Source organism: Paracoccus versutus (assembly GCF_029909795.1).
Classification (GTDB): Bacteria; Pseudomonadota; Alphaproteobacteria; order Rhodobacterales; family Rhodobacteraceae; genus Paracoccus; species Paracoccus versutus.
The window spans coordinates 523,138-540,334 of the sequence record NZ_CP038196.1 but is presented as its reverse complement, the minus strand read 5'-3'; the positions used below and the strand labels follow the sequence as shown (position 1 = coordinate 540,334).

16 protein-coding genes and 3 pseudogenes are annotated in these 17,197 nt (G+C 64.7%); 3 read left to right on the top strand and 16 right to left on the bottom strand.

Annotated features, from left to right (window positions below):
* Positions 1-11: 11 nt before the first annotated feature.
* Genes ureC through E3U25_RS02570 form a run of 5 tightly spaced genes read right to left on the bottom strand, consistent with a single transcriptional unit; the run spans position 12 to position 5,576 of the window.
* Entirely contained in the window at positions 12-1,727 is a 1,716-nt protein-coding gene (ureC, locus tag E3U25_RS02590; RefSeq protein ID WP_062564123.1) for an urease subunit alpha, read from the bottom strand.
* A gap of 2 nt (positions 1,728-1,729) precedes the next feature.
* On the bottom strand, positions 1,730-2,413 hold the full coding sequence (locus tag E3U25_RS02585) for an urease subunit beta (RefSeq protein WP_116221285.1): 684 nt from the start codon (positions 2,411-2,413) through the stop codon (positions 1,730-1,732).
* A 4-nt stretch (positions 2,414-2,417) separates the two neighbouring features.
* On the bottom strand, positions 2,418-3,125 hold the full coding sequence (locus E3U25_RS02580) for an ABC transporter ATP-binding protein (protein WP_062564121.1): 708 nt from the start codon (positions 3,123-3,125) through the stop codon (positions 2,418-2,420).
* Positions 3,122-4,915 (bottom strand): branched-chain amino acid ABC transporter ATP-binding protein/permease, encoded by a 1,794-nt coding sequence (locus E3U25_RS02575; RefSeq protein ID WP_208861534.1) that lies wholly within the window; start codon positions 4,913-4,915, stop codon positions 3,122-3,124. The genes E3U25_RS02580 and E3U25_RS02575 overlap by 4 nt, the downstream gene beginning before the upstream one ends.
* Positions 4,908-5,576, bottom strand: coding sequence for a branched-chain amino acid ABC transporter permease (locus E3U25_RS02570; RefSeq protein WP_208861585.1), 669 nt, complete (start codon positions 5,574-5,576; stop codon positions 4,908-4,910). Before E3U25_RS02570 ends, E3U25_RS02575 begins: the two co-directional genes overlap by 8 nt.
* Positions 5,577-5,654: 78 nt before the next feature.
* Here E3U25_RS02570 and istA point away from each other — a divergent pair, with 78 nt between their 5' ends.
* Together istA and istB are read left to right on the top strand one after the other, a co-directional pair.
* Positions 5,655-7,151 carry an IS21-like element ISPve1 family transposase gene (gene istA, locus E3U25_RS02565; protein WP_116220988.1) on the top strand — a complete coding sequence of 499 codons (1,497 nt, stop codon included), beginning with the start codon at positions 5,655-5,657 and terminating at the stop codon, positions 7,149-7,151.
* Positions 7,148-7,903, top strand: a complete 756-nt coding sequence (gene istB, locus E3U25_RS02560) for an IS21-like element ISPve1 family helper ATPase IstB (protein ID WP_116220987.1) — start codon at positions 7,148-7,150, stop codon at positions 7,901-7,903. The genes istA and istB overlap by 4 nt, the downstream gene beginning before the upstream one ends.
* A 133-nt stretch (positions 7,904-8,036) precedes the next feature.
* On the opposite strand, the pseudogene E3U25_RS02555 reads toward istB, so the two are convergent.
* From E3U25_RS02555 to E3U25_RS02535, 5 genes and pseudogenes are all read right to left on the bottom strand, one after another.
* A pseudogene (locus E3U25_RS02555) lies at positions 8,037-8,147 on the bottom strand (branched-chain amino acid ABC transporter permease); the annotation flags it as partial.
* A 52-nt stretch (positions 8,148-8,199) separates the two neighbouring features.
* Positions 8,200-9,357 carry a substrate-binding protein gene (locus E3U25_RS02550; RefSeq protein WP_062564120.1) on the bottom strand — a complete coding sequence of 386 codons (1,158 nt, stop codon included), beginning with the start codon at positions 9,355-9,357 and terminating at the stop codon, positions 8,200-8,202.
* Positions 9,358-9,381: 24 nt separating this feature from the next.
* A complete protein-coding gene (locus E3U25_RS02545) occupies positions 9,382-10,257 on the bottom strand; it encodes a nitrilase family protein (RefSeq protein WP_116221286.1) in 876 nt (291 codons plus the stop codon).
* Between the two features lie 215 nt (positions 10,258-10,472).
* Positions 10,473-11,051, bottom strand: coding sequence for an ANTAR domain-containing response regulator (locus E3U25_RS02540; RefSeq protein WP_062564128.1), 579 nt, complete (start codon positions 11,049-11,051; stop codon positions 10,473-10,475).
* Between the two features lie 26 nt (positions 11,052-11,077).
* The gene (locus E3U25_RS02535) at positions 11,078-12,220 is read right to left on the bottom strand and encodes a transporter substrate-binding domain-containing protein (protein ID WP_116221287.1); all 1,143 of its coding nucleotides are present in this window, start codon (positions 12,218-12,220) and stop codon (positions 11,078-11,080) included.
* A 692-nt stretch (positions 12,221-12,912) separates the two neighbouring features.
* On the opposite strand from E3U25_RS02535, the gene E3U25_RS02530 reads away from it, so the two are divergent.
* Positions 12,913-13,410 (top strand): TIGR02444 family protein, encoded by a 498-nt coding sequence (locus tag E3U25_RS02530; protein ID WP_116221288.1) that lies wholly within the window; start codon positions 12,913-12,915, stop codon positions 13,408-13,410.
* 74 nt (positions 13,411-13,484) lie between these two features.
* Here E3U25_RS02530 and E3U25_RS02525 read toward each other — a convergent pair.
* The 6 genes and pseudogenes from E3U25_RS02525 to E3U25_RS02500 all read right to left on the bottom strand — a co-directional run.
* Positions 13,485-14,034: pseudogene (locus E3U25_RS02525) on the bottom strand (UbiX family flavin prenyltransferase).
* 21 nt (positions 14,035-14,055) lie between these two features.
* Positions 14,056-14,415 carry a Rid family hydrolase gene (locus E3U25_RS02520; RefSeq protein WP_116221723.1) on the bottom strand — a complete coding sequence of 120 codons (360 nt, stop codon included), beginning with the start codon at positions 14,413-14,415 and terminating at the stop codon, positions 14,056-14,058.
* A gap of 92 nt (positions 14,416-14,507) precedes the next feature.
* On the bottom strand, positions 14,508-15,332 hold the full coding sequence (locus E3U25_RS02515) for an FAD-dependent oxidoreductase (protein WP_244295124.1): 825 nt from the start codon (positions 15,330-15,332) through the stop codon (positions 14,508-14,510).
* Positions 15,326-15,826 carry an FAD-dependent oxidoreductase gene (locus E3U25_RS02510; RefSeq protein ID WP_116221290.1) on the bottom strand — a complete coding sequence of 167 codons (501 nt, stop codon included), beginning with the start codon at positions 15,824-15,826 and terminating at the stop codon, positions 15,326-15,328. Before E3U25_RS02510 ends, E3U25_RS02515 begins: the two co-directional genes overlap by 7 nt.
* Before the next feature lie 22 nt (positions 15,827-15,848).
* Positions 15,849-16,901, bottom strand: a complete 1,053-nt coding sequence (locus E3U25_RS02505) for a UbiD family decarboxylase domain-containing protein (protein WP_181180832.1) — start codon at positions 16,899-16,901, stop codon at positions 15,849-15,851.
* Between the two features lie 130 nt (positions 16,902-17,031).
* Positions 17,032-17,184: pseudogene (locus E3U25_RS02500) on the bottom strand (UbiD family decarboxylase); the annotation flags it as partial.
* Positions 17,185-17,197: the final 13 nt, after the last annotated feature.

Sequence of the window (17,197 nt, the reverse complement as noted above, 5' to 3'; positions counted from 1 at the left end):
CATCCTCCGTCTCATTTCAGCATGTATCCTTGGCCCAGCGAAACACGTTCTGCCGGGGGGCTGTCCGCCACCTCGCCGTTGATGCGGACCTGGAAGCTTTCGGGATCGACGGCGATGTCGGGCAGCGCGTCGTTCAGCACCATGTCGCGCTTGCGCAGCGCCCGCGTGTCCGAGACGGCTGAAAGCCTTGCGCGCAGGTCCAGCCGCTCGGCAAGGCCGTTCCCGACCGCCGCCGGCGCAACGAAACGCAGGCCAAGGCTTTGCGGAGCGCGCCCGAAACAGCCCCACATCGGGCGATAGCGGACCGGCTCGCATGCCATCAACGAGGCGTTGGCCTCGCCCAGCGGCGCCCAAACCGGGAAGCCCGCCTTCAAGACCAGCTCCGGCTTGACCCCGAAGCTGTCCGGGCGCCAGAAAACCAGGTCGGCCAGCATGCCGACCGCGATCGAGCCGACCTCGTGGCCGATGCCGAACATCAGCGCCGGATTGACCGTGTATTTCGCCACATAGCGGCGGATACGGAAGTTGTCGGCGCCGGTGCCGCGATCCTCGTCCAGGCTGCCGCGCAGGTCGCGCATATGTTCCGCCAGTTGCCAGGTGCGCGCGATGGTCTCGCCGATCCGGCCCATGCCCTGGCTGTCCGAGCCGATGGCGCTGATCGCGCCCAGATCGTGCAGGACGTCCTCGGCCCCTATCGTCTCGCGCCGGATGCGGCTTTCGGCGAAGGCCACATCCTCGGGCAGGCGGGGATTGAGGTGATGGCTGGTCATTGCCATGTCGAAGTGTTCGTCGAACGTATTGATCGTGAACGGGTTCGTCGGGTTGGTCGAGGAAGGCAGGACATTGTCGCGCCCGCAGATGCGGATGATGTCGGGCGCATGACCGCCGCCCGCACCCTCGACATGATAGGCGTGGATGCCGCGGTCGCCGATGGCGCGGATCGTGTGTTCCACGAAACCCGATTCGTTCAACGTGTCGCTGTGCAGCTGGATCTGGCCGCCCCCGATCCCGGCCGCCTTCAGCGCCGCGTCGATCACCGCCGGACTTGCACCCCAGTCCTCATGGATCTTCAGCCCCGCCGCCCCGGCGGCAAGCTGTTCCAGCAGCGGCTCGACCCGATGCGAGGCGGCCTTGGCGATGAAGCCGAAATTCATCGGGAACGCCTCGGCCGCCTGCAGCATCAGCCCAAGGTTGGTGGTCCCGGTCGAGGCGATGGGCACCGTCGTCGGGCCCAACCCACCGCCCATCATTGTGGTGACGCCCGCGCAAAGCGCCTCGTCCACCTGGCCGGGGTCGATGAAATGCACATGGCAGTCGATGCCGCCCGCGGTGACGATCAACCCCTCGGCCGCGCGAACGTCCGTGTTCACGCCCACGGTCAGGCCCGGCGTCACGCCGTCCATGATGTTGGGATCGCCGGCCTTGCCGATCCCGATGATGCGACCCTTGCGGATGCCGATATCCGCCTTGAAGATCCCGGTCACGGCGTCGATGACCAGGGCATTCGTCACGATCAGGTCGGGCATGCCCTCGGCAGCGGTCAGCGCCCCGTCGCAGCCGGTTCCGGCGCGCAGGGTCTTGCCGGCACCGAACACCAGCTCATCGCCACCCACGCACAGATCCCGTTCGACCTTCGCCCACAGGCCCGTGTCGCCCAGCCGCACGCAATCGCCGGTCGTCGGTCCGTAGAGTTGCAGGTAGCGGCTTCTTTCGATGCTGCAAGCCACGCTCAGCCCTCCAGAAACGCGGCGAGACGCGCCATGGCGGCGCTGCGGATGCCGGGATCGTCCAGCGGACCATCGACCAACCCCGCAAGCCCATGCACGATGCGCGCGCCGCCGATGGCCACCAGATCCACGTCGCGGCTGTCGCCGGGCTCGAAGCGCAGCGTCGTCGCCGAGGGGATGTCCAGCCGAAAGCCATAGGCCGCCTGCCGGTCGAAATGCAGCGCGGGATTGACTTCGAAAAAGTGATAATGCGACCCGATCTGGATCGGCCGGTCGGCGGTGCTGACCACGCGCAGCCGCAGGGTGGCGCGGCCGCTATTGACCTCTACCGGCTCGGTCCCCGTTCGCCAGCGCGGCGGCAGGGCATCCGAGGACCGCTTGCCCGGCGCGATGGGGTCATGCACGCAGACAAGCTTCTGGCCGTCGGGAAACAGGGCCTCGACCATGACGACCGGGACCATCTCGGCCACGCCGGGCATCACGTCGTCCTCGGTCAGGGCCGAGGAGCCGAGCGCAACCATATCCGCGACCGTGCCCCCCGCACGCGCGCCTTCGCAGATCGTATCCGCGATCAGGGCGCGCGCCTCGGGTTCGGTCAGGGACAGGCCGTTCGCTCGGCGCAGGCGGGCAAGCTGGGCCGCCTGGAACAAAAGCAGCCGGTCGGTCTCACGCGGGGTCAGGCGCATGGCGTCACACCGCAAGATGGGCGGCAAGCCCGTCACTGGCGGCAAGTTCCTGCCGCGTGCCCTCCTCGACGATCTCGCCCAGCTTCATCATCGCCACCCGATCGGCAACCGACAGCGCGAAATCCAGATGCTGCTCGACCAGCAGGACGGCGATGCCCAGCTCGTCGCGGGCGCGAAGCAGCGCCTGGGCGATGCGGTCGACCATCGTGGGCTGCAAACCCTCGCTGATCTCATCGACCAGCATGATTTTCGGCCGGGCAATCAGCGCCCGCGACATCAGCAGCATCTTCTGTTCGCCGCCCGACAGGGTGCCCGCACGCTGGCCCAGCCGTTCGATCATCCGCGGAAAGACCGCCTCGACCTCGGGCAGGCATTGCCGGAACAGCCGATCCGTCGCCACCCCTAGGCGCAGGTTGTCCCCGACCGTCAGATCCTGGAACAGCGTATGTTCCTGCGGTGCGTGCGCCATCCCGGCACGAGCCATGAAGTTCGGTGCGGCACCGGTCACGTCCCTGCCGTCAAGGGTGATGCGGCCGCTGATGGGACGCACGAAACCCATGATGGTTTTCAGCAGCGTCGATTTGCCCATGCCGTTCTTGCCGAGGATCGCCACGATCCGGGCCCTGTCCACCTGCAAGGAAACATCGTGCAACACCGCTGCGGAACCGTAGCCGCTGGTCAGCGCATCGACAGTCAGAAGGGGCGTGCTCATTGCGCGGCCTCCACATGATGCCCGGCATAGACGGACCTGACCAGCTCCGAGGAAACGACCTCGTCCACGGTGCCCTCCATCAGGATCGAGCCCTGATGCAGCACGACCACGCGGTCGCTGATCTCGCGCACGAAATCCAGGTCATGTTCGATCAGGACGATGCACAGGCCGTAGTCGCGCGTCAGGCGGCCCAGCACCTTGCCGATCACCATGCGCTCGGGCCTGGTCAGCCCGGCGGTCGGCTCGTCCAGCAAAAGCACCGACGGCTCGGTCGCCAGCACCATCGCAAGCTCCAGCCCGCGCTTCATGCCGTGGGACAGGTTGCCCGTCTCATCCGCCAGCCGCTGATCCAGCCCGGTGGCGCGCAGGATGTCCAGCGCGGGTTCCGGCAGGGCGATGCCGACGCCGCTGCGAAACAGCCGGGCGCCGTCGATCCGGTAGCGGGCAAGCAGCAGGCAATCGGCGACGGTCAGCGTGTCGAAAAGATTGGTGTTCTGAAAGCTGCGGCCGACGCCCAACGCCACGATGTCTTGCGGCGCGCCGCGTCCGATCTCGGCACCGTTGATCTCGACCTTTCCGCCGCTACGTTCGCTGCCGTCGCTGATGCAGCGCATCAGCGTCGTCTTGCCCGCCCCGTTCGGCCCGATGATGCCCAGCAGGTGACTGGCCCGTCCGGTCATGGTCACGTCAGTCAGCACGCTGAGGCTGCCGTAGCGGCGCGACAGATGCTCGATCCTCAGCGGAGGTTTCTGGTCGTCCGCCCCCTGCCCCAGGCGGCTGCGCGTGTCGGGGACAAGGACACGGGCCGGCACGCCGGCCGTGCGGACCGGCAGGATCCGGCGAAACAGGCCGCCGACAAGAGGCGCGAAGCCACGCGGCAGAAGGACGATGACCGCCACGAAGACGACGCCGATCAGCAGCTTCCACAGAAAGGGCATCGTTCCCGACAGCCACGAAGACATGGTGTCGATGCCAAGCGCCGCGAATATCGGACCCAGCAGCGTTCCGCGCCCGCCCAGTGCCGTCCAGATCAGGAATTCGGTACCAAGCTGGAAGCTTGCCAGTTCGGGCGCAACGACGTTCGAGAACGCGGCATAGCCGAAGCCCGCAGCCGAGGCGATCACCGCCGAAGCGATCATCAGCATGATCTTTATGCGCGACACCGGGATACCAAGATAGGCACAGCGTTCCTCGTTCTCGCGGATGGCGACCATCACGCGTCCAAAGTCGCTGCGGACCAGCAGCCAGGCGGCGGTGGTCGTCAGCACAAGGAATGTCCCCGCGGTCCAGAACCAGATCCTCAGATCCCAATAATAGGTGGGAAAGCCCGACAATCCGCTGGAAGAGCCGGTAAAGTTGCCGCCAGAAAAGATCACCTGCGTCAGGACGATCGGCAAGGCCAGCGTGATGATCGAGGCGTAAAGCGGCGACGAACCGTGAAAGAAGGCCAGCCAGCCGGTCGCGGTGGCGACGACCGCCGCAACGCCGATCCCCAGGGCAAGTCCGGCCAGCGCCCAGCCTGGACCGAAGCCGTAATGGGTAAAGATCAATCCGCAGGCATAGGCCCCGATGCCGAAGAAGGCGGACTGGCCGAAGGTCAGGATTCCGACCGAACCCCAGAGGATGTCCACAGTCATGACGACCGTGGCCAGAAACAGCGTTCGGATGAGGATATTGGTCAGGTAGGTGTCCAGCAGCCAGGGCGCGACGGCCACGACCAGCAGGCCGATGATGCAGCCGGTCGCCGCCACGCGGAACCGGGTTGTGATGGCGGCGGAAATGTCACGCACGACTGAATCCTTTGGGACTGATGCGCAGAACCAGCGCGGCTGCGACCACGATGGTCATGCCGCCCAGAATCGGGTTCGCATAAGTGCTGACGACGACCTGCGCCCCGCCCAGGATCAGCGAGGCGACGAGGAGACTGGGAAAGGATACGCCCGCGACCATCACCAGCATGAAGCTGTTGACCAGCCAGGGCAGCCCCATGTTCGGATCGACCGATATCAGCGGCGTGATCAGCGCGCCGGCGGCGCAGGCAAGGGCTGCGCCCAGCCCAAAGGTCAGCGCACGCACGCGGGTGCTGTCGATGCCAAGCCCGCGCGCCAGTCTTTCGTTCATGATGACCGCGCGGGCGTTCAGGCCGAAGCGGGTCAACTTCAGCAGCGCGCTCAATGCCACGACCAGAAGCACGGCGATGACCGCGACCGCAAGGCGATAAGCCGAATAGTCCACGCCGAACAGTTCCGTCGTGCCGCTGATCGGGTTCGGTGCAAACTGCACGCCACGGCCGAAGCCCAGCGTGATCAGTTGCCCAATCACGATGCCAAGTCCCCAGGTGGCAAGGATCGCGTCCAGAGGACGATCATAGAGCGGGCGCACGATCACGCGCTCGATCACCAGCCCGCCTGAGAATGGCGGTGCGAAATTAGTCCACGTTAGCGGCGGCATGGTGCTGCTGCGGGCGGCGTAAAAGTCGTCCACCTTTTCCCTTTCTGCGGCTGCAGGGAGGATGGGAGGATCTACAGCGTGGAACTCTATCTCAAGGTTCGTCAGGCCTGTGCTGCTGGTATGAGCCAGCGTCAGGCGGCGACGACATTCAACATATCGCGCGACACGGTCGCAAAGATGATGACGTTCTCGGTTCCTCCGGGCTACCGGCGGACGGCCGAGGTCAGGCGCCCGAAGCTCGATCCGTTCATCCCGATCATCGAGGGTTGGCTGGAGGCGGACCGGACCATGCCGCGCAAGCAGCGGCATACGGCGAAGCGTGTGTTTGACCGTCTGCGCGAAGAATGCGGTTTCACCGGCGGCTACACGATCATCAAGGATTATATCCGGGAACGTGAGCGGCGGGGCCAGGAGGTGTTCGTGCCGCTGGCGCATCCCCCAGGACACGCGCAGGCCGACTTCGGCGAGGCAATGGTTCGGATCGGAGGTGTCGAACAGAAGGCGCATTTCTTCGTGCTGGACTTGCCGCATAGCGACGCCTGCTACGTCCGTGCCTATCCGGCGGCGGTTGCCGAGGCCTGGGTGGACGGTCATGTCCATGCCTTTGCCTTTTTTGGGGCGGTTCCGCAGTCGATCGTCTACGACAATGACCGCTGCCTGGTGGCGAAGATCCTGCCGGATGGCACCCGCAAGCGGGCGGCGCTGTTCAGCGGGTTTCTGTCGCATTACCTGATCCGGGATCGCTATGGCCGCCCTGGCAAGGGGAACGACAAAGGCAATGTCGAAGGCCTGGTGGGCTATTGCCGCCGCAACTTCATGGTGCCGATGCCTGAGTTCGCCAGTTGGGAAGAATTCAACCTCTGGCTGGAGGAGCGCTGCAAGCGGCGTCAGCACGATGTCCTTCGCGGCGAGAGCGAAACGATCGGCGAGCGACTGCAGCGCGATCTCGCCGCGATGCGCCCGCTCCCGGCGGCGCCCTTTGATGCCTGCGATCAGGCGACCGGCCGCGTGTCGTCGCAATCGCTGGTGCGCTACAAGACCAACGATTACTCGGTGCCCGTCGCCTACGGCCATCAGGATGTCTGGATCCGGGGCTATATCCATGAGGTGGTGATCGGCTGCCGGGGCGAAGTGATCGCCCGCCATCCCCGGTGCTGGGATCGCGACGAGATCGTCTTCGACCCGCTCCATTACCTTCCGCTGATCGAGCAGAAGATCAATGCGTTGGATCAGGCGGCACCATTGCAGGACTGGGACCTGCCAGAGGAGTTCGCCACCCTGCGCCGGCTGATGGAGGCACGGATGAACCGGCACGGCCGACGCGAATATGTCCAGGTCCTGCGGCTTCTGGAAACCTTCGATCTGGCCGATCTGCATGCGGCCGTGAGGCAGGCGCTGCAGATGGGGGCGATCGGCTTCGATGCGGTGAAGCATCTCTTGTTGTGCCGGGTGGAGCGCCGGCCACCCCGGCTGGATCTGGACTGCTATCCCTACCTGCCCAGGGCAACGGTCGAGAAGACCGAGGCCCGCTCCTACATGCGGCTGCTGTCTGTCAATGCGGAGGGCGTGGCATGAGCGACGCCCCGGAAATCCTGCTTGCCCATCACCTCAAGGCGCTGAAACTGCCGACCTTCCTGCGAGAACACCAGAAACTGGCCCGGCAATGTGCGGCGGAAGGCGTGGACCATGTCCGATATCTCGCCCGGCTCGTCGAACTGGAACTGATCGACCGGGAACGGCGGATGGTCGAGCGGCGCATCAAGGCCGCCAGGTTCCCGGCCGTCAAAAGCCTGGACAGCTTCGACTTCACGGCCATCCCGAAGCTCAACAAGATGCAGGTGCTGGAACTGGCCCGGTGCGAATGGATCGAGCGGCGCGAGAACATTATTGCTCTCGGCCCCAGTGGCACGGGCAAGACGCACATCTCGCTCGGCCTTGGTCTGGCCGCCTGCCAGAAGGGCCTGTCCGTCGGCTTCACCACCGCCGCGGCCCTGGTCAGCGAGATGATGGAGGCCCGCGACGAGCGCCGCCTGCTGCGCTTCCAGAAGCAGATGGCAGGATACAAGCTGCTCATCATCGATGAACTCGGCTTCGTGCCGCTGTCGAAGACCGGCGCCGAGCTGCTGTTCGAACTGATCTCGCAACGCTACGAGCGCGGATCGACCCTGATCACCAGCAATCTGCCTTTTGACGAATGGACCGAGACATTCGGCTCCGAACGCCTCACCGGCGCGCTTCTCGACAGGCTGACCCACCACGTCAGCATTCTCGAAATGAATGGCCAGAGCTATCGTCTCGCCCAAAGCCGCGCCCGAAAGGCCGGCTGACCCCTTTCAAAAAATACCAACGGCACAAGCACGGAACTCTGGTCGGGCTACGCCCTCCCGACGTTCCGTGCTTGTGCCGCTAACTGGCAGACTTTTGCGCCGCCGCGTGGCCGGGTTTTACTCCGCCGTTGACACCATGGGCGAAGTTGATCAGCTTCATCACCCCGAGGATGATCAGCAGGCCAGCCGATACCGCAAACAGGATCGCGGCGGTCGTCAGTATGTCGAGGACGAGAATAGCCATCTTGCGCTCTTGTCGGAAAGGGATGCGGGGCACGCCCCGCATCATTCAGGGGTCAACCGGCGAGCTGCGGGCACTGCTCGCCCGGATCCACGTCGGGGAAGGACTTGATCACCTCGACCGATCCGTCGGCCGCGACACGACCCAGATACATGGTCAGCGGCGAGTGGCGCTGCTTGTTCATGGTGATCGAGCCGCGCGGGCCGTCCACGGTCACCTCGCCCAACGCTTCGACCACCTTTTCGGCATCGGTCGAGCCGGCTTTCTCGACCGCGGCGGCATAGGCGAGGATGCCTTCGTATTGCGGGACGGACAATTCGCTCGGGGTTTCGGCCTTGGCTCCGAACTTGGCGTTCAGTGCCTCCAGGAACGCCTTGTTCGCGGCGGAATCGATGCCGGTGATGTAGGAGGCAGCGATATAGATGCCCTCGGCATCCGTCCCCATCGTGGCGGCGGTCCCTTCGTCGATGGCGTAGTTGCCATAGGGAATGTCCACGCCGGTGGCGCGAAGCTGCTTGGTCAGGGTGACATTGGGCGCACCGCCCGCGGTCGAGGTGATCAGCGCATCGGGACTGGCGGACCGCATCTGCGAGATGATGGCCGTCCAGTCCGAGCCGTCCATCGGCAGATATTCCTCTCCGACGACCGTGCCGCCCTTGGATTCGACATATTCGCGGGTGAATTCCAGCATCCCCCGGCCAAAGGCGTAGTCGCTGCCGATCAGGAAGAACTTTTTGGCGCCCATCTCGTCCATGAACTGATCGACGATGGGGGCGACCTGCTGTTCGGGAACCCACGCGTTGATATGCATCCAGGGCGAGCAGGACCGGCCCTCGTAGAACGAGGTATAGATGAGAGGGACCTTGCCGCGGTTCACGATGGGCAGGCCGGCATTGCGCGCGGCGCTGGTCTCCATTGCGACGATGGCATCGACCTTCTGCTGGAAGACCAGGCTGTCATAGGCGCGTTGCGCGCCCTGCGCACCCGAGCCGTCATCCGCGATCACCAGTTCCAGCCGACGTCCAAGCACGCCGCCCTTCGCGTTGATCTGGTCCACGGCCAGTTCCGACGCCTGCACCACCGATGGCGCGACAACGCTGTTCGCGCCGCTGAGCCCGACCGGAATACCGATCCTGATGGTTTCCTCGGCCTGTGCGGAAACGGCACAGGCAAGGCCCATCCCGAGTCCAAGAAGAAGTTCACGGATTTTCATGTCGTTTTCCCCTGTTGCAGCGCATTATGGGCGCCGGTCCGATGGCTTTGCTCCCAGTCGTTCGGCATAGATGTCCGTTCGCCTGTCGCGGAGCGGGTGGTTGAAGCTGTTCCAGTTGCGCGCGCGCCGCGCGGCCGAAAGGTCGACCTCGGCCAGAACGATTTCCTCGCTGTCACCGCTGGCCGGACCCGCGACGGGCCAGCCGGTATGGCCGACGATCAGGCTGTGGCCGACAAAGGGCTGACCACGTTCGGTCCCGACCCGGTCGGCACAGGCGATCACCATGGAGTTGCTGTGCGCGGCGGCCATGTGAAGGATGTTCGCCATGGGCCCCCGGCCCTCGGCCTGCCCCGGAATCGGCACCCAGTTGGTCGGCACGCAGACCAGATCCGCTCCTTCGACGGCGGCCAGCCGGAACACCTCGGGGAACCATCCGTCATAGCAGATCGCCACGCCGATGCGGCCATGGGGAGTAGAGAAAACCGGCAGGCCCAGATTGCCCGCCTCGAACCAGAGGTTCTCGTCCGCCCAGAGATGCAGCTTGCGATAGACCCCCAGCACCCCGTCCGGCCCAATGACGACCGCGCTGTTATAGAGCCGATCCCCCTCGCGCTCGGCAATTCCTGCCACCAGGAACAGCTTTCTGCGGGCGGCGACCTCGGCCCAGGCGATCGTGCTGGGACCGTCGGGGATCGGTTCCGCAAGGGCAAAGGCCTCGGCCCTGCTTTGAAACATATAGCCCGAGATCACCAGCTCGGGCAGGATCACGATCCTTGCCCCCGCATCCGCGGCCTGCTCGATCATCGCGATGCTGCGCGCCCGGTTGTCCGCGACCTCGCCAAAGCGCGGCTCGAATTGCAGGCAGGCGATCATGAGCTTTTCTTCGTGTTTTTCAGCCATTCTTCCACTGCCGCCCAGCGGCATCCAATACGCAAAAAGCCTCTGCCATCGCCCCCGGTGGGGTGCGCAATGGAACAGAGGCTTGCCAGCCAGATATGTCGAGAAGGCGGCCTGCCGGGCGCCGTGATCCAAATCACGCCCCCATGCGGCTCAAAGTCAATTTGGTGCTTCGGATAATCCTGCCCGAGACGGAAACTGCCGCGAATGCGAGCAGGCTAGATATCCTTTGACATGTCTTTCAGCACATCCTGCGCATTGATGATGCTTGCAGCGACATCGGCCATCGAGATACGCCGCCGCGTCGCTTGCGCGCGAATGGTTTCGAATGCATCCGATTCCGGCACGCCTTTCACCTCCGCAAGAATACGGGCGGCCTTCGATATGTCGCGTTGCGCCTTTATGGTCTCTTCCAGCTTGCGGACCTTTGCCTCCAGCCGCCGATGGTATCCATGAAGCCAGCGCCCCAGCGTCAGCGTGGACAGGACGCCCGCGGGCCGCAGGGGCTTGACCAGCACGCCATGGACGCCGGTGTCCACAAGGGCTTTCAGGATCACCGGGTTCTCGTATTCCAGGATCGCGATGACAGCGGGGGCATCTTCATCCACGGCCCAGCTTTTCGTGGGCTGAAAGCGATGATCCAGGCTGAGAAAGATCAGGTCCACCCCCCGCGGCGGCATGTCGGGCAGGGGCCAGACCGGCAGAACCTGACAGCCGATGCGGCGCAACTGGCCGACCAGGGCATCGCGATCCTGATCGGGTGCGTGAATGACAGCCACCCGCAGGTCGCGCAGCATCTCGACCACATGGTTTCCGCCCCGGCTCACGCAACACCTTCATCGGTCCGAACCGGGGCAACCGGAGAATTGGCAAGATAGGGATCCGGCCGGACAAGCTCACTTGCCGACCAGACGATATCGAACGCGCCATTTGCATTGGCCCGCCCGATCCTCGGCGTCATCCAGGCATGGTTGTTGTCCGGGTCGATCAATACGGGCCCATCCGGTGCGTCAAACGCCATCCCGTGCAGTACCTGAAGCAAGTGATCCGTGTCGATCGATTGGGTCAGTTCCAGCGCATGACCAAACATCCGCGCCTGGCTGTATGAGGCAGCCGCCCAGCCGCTGACAGGACGATCATCGCCAAAGCTCTTGCGCAGACTCGCCAGGAAACGGTCATTCTGATCGCTCTTCAGAGAAGAGAAATAGGACGAGGCCGTGACGATCCCCTCGGCTCGCTCGGCTCCGATGCGCGCAAGCTCGCACTCGGTCAGGGAAATACCGCCAATCGGGCGTGTTCCGCCAAGATCCAGCCCAGCATCCTGATACAGCCGCGCGAATTCCTGGCCGGTTTCGCCCACCAGGGTCGAAAAGACGAATTCCGGTTGAAGTCTGCGGATCTCGATCAGAACCTTCTGGATCTCATTGCGCGAGGCCATTATCGGCAGATAGCTTTCCCCGACGACCTGTCCCCGCCGCGCCTCGATCAGATCCCGCATGACGCGATTGGTTTCACGCGGGAAAATATAGTCGCATCCGACCAGGAAACCCTTTCCGCCATGCTCGGCGACCAGGTAGTCGGCCAGAGGAAAGATGCATTGATTGGCAACGGGGCCTGTATAGAGAATGTTCGGCGAATATTCGAAGCCCTCATAGCTTGCCGGATACCACAACAATCCGTTGCGGCGCTCGACCGAGCGCGAGACGATCTTGCGCGTATCCGAGGTGTGGCAGCCGAAGATGACCGAGATGCCCTCGGCTGTCATCATCCTTTCGGCATGCTGCCTGAAGGCATTGGGATCACCTGCGGGATCATGTTCCGCAATCTCGACCAAGCGGCCGAGGATCCCTCCATCGCGGTTGAGTTCGTTCACGGCCAGTCGAACGCCCAATGCATGTTCGCTTTCGGGCAGTCCGGTCGGGCCACTTCGAGAGAAGAGCAAACCGATCCGCCAAAAGTCGTTCATCGCATCATCCCTGCCTGATCGCCTCCGAACGAATTGGGTTCGATCCGGGCGAAGCCATCCGCAAGAAGTTCTTGCGACGTTGATACGGCAGCTGCGAAATGGTTAAAAGCCCTCGTCATCGTTGCCGTATAAACTCCGCCCGTAATCGGATCGAGCTCCCATCACACGCAATCTTGACGCATCAATGCCGATTGTGAACGGCCCTTCACCGCTTGCGACCTACCTGCAACCTCTTGGGCTTATAAGTCGACCATGGGCTTGGTCCGTCGGACCTGTTGACCATTGGACCGGCGGGTTGCTGCTGCAGCTCTCACCTGCGCGGCCCTGCGTTGCTCAGCCTGGCCCAACGGTCCAACGGCTTTCCAGGAGGGAGGTGTGCAGATTTTCTCCTTTTGTGAACCTTGCTCATCGCCTCAACCCGGAGCCCCTCCTTGTTTGGCCGTGCGGGTTATCCCCAAGATTCGCATGGGGCGCGCCTCTGTCCACAATATCCCGCCGCCCTGCCGCTGACGTGCACGCCGATCCGCCCCATCATGATGGGCATGGCGCATTCCCGCGCCCAGCCGGGAAAAACGATGCCGGACAACAGCCTTATCGACGCACAGGACCGCAAGCCGGTCGTTGAGAGGAAGGGTCATCGCAGTCTCCGTTCCGAGCCAGAATGTGGCCAATACCATGAAGGCTGAACAGGCATGGACGACAAGAAAACCAAGAAAACCGGAAGGCCGGACCTCTGGTCCTCCGCGCTGGCCTTCTACGCGCAGCCTGGCATCGCGCCGCTGTGTCTGCGCCGGCAGGCCGAGGGCGGGACGGATGTGATGCTACTGATCGCGCATTGCCATGCCCTTGCCCGGCAGGACGCGCCGCTGACCGCGACCGAACTGGACGCCCTGCGCGACCATATGGCCGAGTGGCGCGGCCGCACCGTCCTGCCGCTGCGGGCGCTGCGGGTCGATCTGCGCGAGCCCGTCGCCCATCTGCCGGAAGCCGAACGCGAAGCCCTCCGCGGCCGGCTGAAGCAGGTCGAACTGGCGGCGGAAAAAGTGCAAGCCGGGATGATCGCGGAATGGTTCGCCGCACGGATTCCGGCAGGGAACGGCGATTTCGCGCAGGGATTGCGCATCCTCGCCGGGACCGCCGCGCTACCGGACGCGGATATCGCCCTGCTGCATCGGGCCGCGACTGCCTGACTGGCTTTCCGGTGCGGGCCGGTTCGCTCAGTGGTGTGTCTCAGTGGCCTGCCATTGACAGGCTATGCGAAAAGCTATTCCTTCCAGCGCCTGACCAGGCCTTCGGTCTCGATATCGAACAGGTCCAGCACCCTGCCAAGCGTGTGGTCGATCATGCCCTCCAGCGTTCGGGGCCGGGCGTAGAAGGCCGGGACCGGCGGGACGATGATCGGCCCATCTCGGACAAGGCGGTCATGGTCCGCAGATGGCCGGTATGCAGCGGCGTCTCGCGGACCATCAGCACTAGGCGGCGGCGTTCCTTCAACATGACATCCGCCGCCCGGCTGAGCAGCCCCGAGGTCACGCCCCCTGCGATTTCCGCCATCGAGCGAATGGAACACGGCGCGACCACCATCCCCATGGTGCGAAACGACCCACTGGACACCGGGGCGGCAATGTCGGTCGCGGAATGGACGTGATCGGCCGACGCATGGACCTCGGCCAGCTTGCGCCGGGTCTCATGCGCCAGCGTGATCTCGGCGGCGCGGATCATGACCAGATGCGTCTCGATCCCGCTGCCTTGCAGGATCTCCAGCAGGCGAATACCGTAGATTACGCTGAGGCACCCGAAATGCCGACAACCAGACGCTTGGGGCGGCCACCGCCTCAGCCCGCGCGCGAGGCGGTGATCTCGATCTCAACCTTGGCGCCCTGGGTGGGGATCTGGCAGATCAGCATCGTGTTGGTGGGGCGTATGTCGCGGAACACCTCGCCCAGCCAGGGGGCATCGGTGATATAGACCCGGCAGGCCACGGCATCGGTTAGTCCCGATCCGGCCTGTTTCAGCGCCTTGTCGATGCTGGCCAGCGCGTTGCGGGCCTGCTGGCCTGCGTCATCGGGCGGTTGCCCGTCCTCACCCTGCCCCAGCGTCCCTGAGACATGGATCGTCATCCCGTCGATTACCGCCTTGGCATAGCCTGCGAAATCCTCGGAAGGGGCGCCGTTTCGGATGCCCGATCCGGGCATGATGACATATTCTGCCCGAAAGCTATCCACGGGCGCGGGGCACGCCACTGGGCAATCCTTGCGCGATCGGACGCAAGGGTTTCGACGATGGTCTATGCACCCTGCGCCACAAGCCGCCCGGCCGCTGCCTTGCCGCTGGCTGCCGCCCCGGTAACCAGCGCCTGCGCCAGATAGTCGCAGCAGAAATGCAGCCGCCCTCGGCTCGCTGCCTGACGATCCAGGAAGCGGCGGACCTCGGCCGCGCAGCCGGGATAGAACTCGGGCAGCATGCGGGCGACCCATTGGTTGTGATGGTCCACCCGGTCGGCATCCAGCGTCGGATAGAGCCTGCGAAGATCCTTCGCCACGATCTCGTGGATGCGGTCCGTCATGCCCTCGTCGCGGGCGCAGCGGTTGGCCTCGGGTATCAGCTGCGCGTAAAGCTGCGGATGGCTGCCCTGCGCCTCGTTGCCGGGGATTTTCTGGTAGGTGGCAATGGCGCCGCCTGCCCGATCCGTGAAGAAATTCATCCGGGCCGCTACCTGCCGGTTCAGACGGACATGCACCATCCCCGGCGGGTTGTCGCGCACCTTCGCCATGAAATCACGGTCCTCGGGGGCGAGATCGGGAACCAGCGCATTCGCATGCCCACCCTCGACCGCGCAGACGACCCGGTCGGCTTCCAGTGTCTCGCCCTGGCCGTCCCGCTCAACCTCCACCCGGCACGGGCCGCTGGCCGGGGCCTCGAACCGTAGGGCGCGGGTGTTCAGCATCAGCACCAGGTCGCGCGAAAGCGCCGCAGCCAGGCTGTTCATGCCGCCCTTCAGCACATGCACCGTGCTGCGCCCGATCATATGGGGCATGGTGGTGGCGAAGAAGGCGGCCGAAGTGGCGCCGGCATCCCAACTCCGCGTGCCGCGAAAGACTGGGTTCACCATCCCCTCCAGCACGCGGCGGCTGAGGTGGCGGGTGACATGGGCAGCCAGCGTCTCGCCATTCGCTGCGGGGGCCGAGGTCGCGTCGTCCGGATTGGTGGCGAAGCGCGCTGCCGGCATCCGGGTCCCGCAGCCAGGAAGCGTAGCCGGTCCCCCATCGTCAGCCCCGGCGTCCTCAGCGAGCGCGGGCCGGGCATCAACTCGACTGTCCATGCCTCGTCCGGCCCGTGGCATTCGGCGGCAAGGTGGCGGACCGGCACCAGATCCGGGGTCAGCCCGATATCCAGCAGGCGATTGAAATCCTTGCTGAAGACATAGAGAAGCCGCGCCCCGGTATTGTAGCGGATGCCCCGCGTCTCGCGCGCGCCGACGCGGCCGCCCGGCCGATCCGAGGCCTCGATCACCGTAGCTTCCCATCCCGCACGGCGCAGGTGCCAGGCGGCGATCAGTCCGGCAATCCCGGCGCCCACCACGATAACTGAAAGCTGCTGGGGCATCGATCGCCTCCTTTTCTGGGTTTCAGCCCTCCTGGGTCAACCAGTCGGCCAGGTTGATATCGTCCTGACCGGGGATAGATTTGCGGGCGAACTCCGCCTCGCGCCTCCAGGGCATCGTCGCGTCGATGCAGAGCCTGCCCCAATGGTCCTTCTTCGGATCGCGGTAGAAGCCCGGAATGTCGTTCAGGATCATCGCCCGCGTATCCGCCCGCCTGCGCGTCAGGTAAGCCCACATCACGTCGTCCAGATCGTAGCTGTCCACGTTCTCATCGACCACGATCACCACCTTGTTGTAGTCCAGATAGGATCCCAGCGCCGACAGGAACACATGCCGGACATGGCCCTCATAGGCCTTCCTGATCTTCACGATGGAAATCATCCTGTTCGGGCAGCAGCACACGTCGATGACGCCGGGCACCTGCGCCGCGACATGGCGATAGACGCGGGCGGCGGTCACGGCCTCCAGCGGGCGCAGGTCCTCGGGACTGCCGCAGACCAACCCATGCAGCACCGCATCGGGGCGATAGCTGACATGGGTGATCTCAAGGACGTGATTGTCACCGACCTCGACGTAATTGCCCATGAACTCGCCGAAGGGCCCCTCGGGGCGCTTGATATGGGGCAGGAAGCGGCCCTCGTCCACGATATCGGCGCTGGCGGGCACTTCGAGGTCGATGGTCTCGCAGCGCCGCATGGGGATCTTCTCGGCCTTGATCTGCGCCGCCATCACCAGTTCGGACGCCTCATAGGGCAAGGAGGCGCAGGCCGACAGGAAGATTTCCGGCGGGCAGGACAGCAGCAGCGCGGCCTCCAGCGCCTCGCCGCGTTCCTCGGCCTTCTTCTGATAGCGCGTCAGGTCGTGGGTGCCGCCAAGACGCACCCGCAACTCGGTATCGCTGACCTGCATCGAGCGGCGGAAGGACAGGTTCGGCACGCCGCTGTCGGGCTCCTTCGCCAGGCAGATCGCCGAGGTGAAGTAAGGCCCGGCATCGCGACCGTGATAGGTCACCGCCGGCAGGTCCGACAGCTGGCCGGAGACGAAGCCGCCGGCCTGTCCGGCCGTGGCCGGGACCATCACATCGGTGTCGCGCGCGGCAAGGCGGGCATCGGTCAGTTCGATCCAGCGCTTGCAGAAGGTGGCCGCCGGCGCCGATCATCCGGCATAGCCGGCCATGGTTGCCGTAGAGGTTCGAGACCACTGGCATCGCCAACCCCGCCACGTCCTGGAACAGCACCGCATGTTCGCCCGCGCGCTGCACGGCGGGGGTCACGGCGGCGAACTGGTGGCGCGGATCGACCTGCCGCGAGACGCGTGCCAACTCGCCACGGGATTCGAGATCACGAAGGAAATTCTGCATATGGGCCTCGCGG